Origin of the sequence: Pseudomonas meliae (assembly GCF_001400515.1) — a bacterium.
In the GTDB taxonomy this organism is placed as follows: domain Bacteria; phylum Pseudomonadota; class Gammaproteobacteria; order Pseudomonadales; family Pseudomonadaceae; genus Aquipseudomonas; species Aquipseudomonas amygdali.
Genome location: NZ_LJQT01000126.1, coordinates 1 through 2,050, shown reverse-complemented (window position 1 = coordinate 2,050; position 2,050 = coordinate 1). Strand labels below are relative to the sequence as shown.

General features: G+C 55.9%; 1 protein-coding gene and 1 pseudogene. Both read left to right on the top strand.

All coding sequences use genetic code 11. The annotated features are described in order from the left end of the window. Window positions 1-167 precede the first annotated feature (167 nt). Window positions 168-391 (top strand): annotated as a pseudogene (locus ALO64_RS05550) (carbon storage regulator). Between the two features lie 14 nt (window positions 392-405). Next, window positions 406-2,022, top strand: coding sequence for a glycoside hydrolase family 28 protein (locus tag ALO64_RS05545; protein WP_235378764.1), 1,617 nt, complete (start codon window positions 406-408; stop codon window positions 2,020-2,022). The last annotated feature ends 28 nt before the right edge of the window (window positions 2,023-2,050 follow it).

Sequence of the window (2,050 nt, the reverse complement as noted above, 5' to 3'; positions counted from 1 at the left end):
GTCTACACCCTCTTAGCGCGTCAATTGCACTCTTCCTGGCAGAATTGGGCTTGGCGACCATGAAGGTTCTTCGTGACCAAGCATGTCCAGCCGCTACACCGCTGGGCCGAATCAGTAGAGGCTCGTCCATGTCCGCCTCCATGCAATCAATAAGAAAGGAAAGCGCTATGCTTGTTCTGACTCGCCGTGAAGGTGAAAATATTCTGATTGAGGATGGGATTCAGATCCAAGTCCTCGCTATTTCAGAGTTCGATCAGATTGTGTGTATCGGGATTGAAGCACCGAACGTCGCATCGTTCAATGCAGAGACATTGACAGAAAGGTAACTGAACACAAGCCCAGGCCTGCCATCATTCATAAGTGTCGGTGGCGCTCATTGGTCAAAAAATAGGTAGGAAAGCTTTCATGAACATGCAATCTTTCATTGCGGCGGGGCAAAAATACGTTGCCTGCACGTTTCGGCACGTATTCTGGATAGCCACTTCCGTGGGTATTTCGCTTACTGTCACTTTACCCACGCAGGCGGCCAGCGACGCTGCAGTAGTCACGTCCTGGGGCAGGGTAAGCGAGCCATCCAGCCCGCCAGTTTGCAAGCAGATACAGGCCACACTAACGCCCAGGAACGGCTCACTGGACAGTGTCGACAGTGCGGCGCTCGACTCCCGACCTGACCAAGACAGAATCCAGAGTGCAATCGACGGTTGTGCCGCCGGACAAGCCGTCCAGCTTGTCAAGGGCACAGGTGACAACTCAGCGTTCCTCAGCGGTCCTCTGCAACTGAAGTCCGGCGTTACGCTGTGGGTCGACGAGGGCGTTACGCTTTTCGCGTCACGCAACCCCAAAGACTATGACAACGGCAAGGGCACCTGCGGAGTGACCACGGTCGCCAATCAGGACGCCTGCAGCTCGCTGATTTCTGCAAAAAACACCCGCGCCAGCGGCGTGATCGGAAAAGGCGTGATTGATGGTCGCGGCGGGAGTCTGCTTACCTCAGGGGCAAATGCCAATCTGCGCAGCTGGTGGGACCTTGTTTACCAGAAGACCTTGTCCAATGCTTACCAGCAAAAACCGCGCCTGATTCAGGTCAGTGGGGGGACAGACTTTGTCATCCAGGGGCTAACGCTGCAAAACGCGCCGGCCTTCAACATTGTGACTGACGGCGTGACAGGGGTGACGGTCTGGGGGATCAAGATTTTGAATCCCAGCCGTGTCTATACGGTTGAGGGTTATCACTGCCCGACCGGTTCGACGCCCGACCAGAAGACACCGGGCACCTGCTTTACCCCTGAAACCGTGAAGAACACCGATGGCTTCGACCCCGGCCAATCAAACAAGGTACTGCTGGCCTACTCCTATATCAGTACAGGCGATGACAACGTAGCGATAAAGTCCAGCCGCCTCCCCGGCAGCCGGGACCTGATGTTCGCGCACAATCACTTTTACTATGGGCACGGCTTGTCCATCGGCAGTGAAACCAGCGGCGGCGTACACAATGTCAGCGTTGTGGATCTGGCAGCAGATGGCGCAGACAGCCAGGACGGCATTGGATTGAGAATAAAGTCAGGAGCCAAGAGCGGAGGGACCGTCGACAGCGTCAGCTACGCGAACATATGCATGCGCAACGTCAAATTCCCGCTAGTGTTCGACACCAACTACGGCAGCGCCGGCGGAACCTCGTACCCTGATTTCAGTGGTATCACCGTGAAAGGCTTCCACTACCTGGGCAGCCAACGCTTCGGTGGCGGTAAGGCGACTTTTGTCGGATACAATGACAACGGCCAAAAACGACCGATTTCCATCACGCTGGATAACGTTGTCTTTGACGGAACCCAACCCAGCTTCACCGGACTCACCTCGACCCACTTCATATTGGGGCCAGGGCCGGTCAGTTTCGCCAACAAACTGGTGCCTTCGATAAAGGATGACGTCACGGTGTCCGGAAGTCCTGGTAACGGAACACCGGTCGATTGCACGGCAGCGTTTGTACCGATGAAATCCGTGGTGCCTGAGGCTCCGTTCTAGGGCGCCGGGGAGCAATGGAACAGCCAAC

What these genes read in the sequence shown, in the direction of transcription:
- ALO64_RS05545 (WP_235378764.1), top strand. Translation starts at nt 406, where the DNA reads ATGAACATGCAATCTTTCATTGCGGCGGGGCAAAAATACGTTGCCTGC.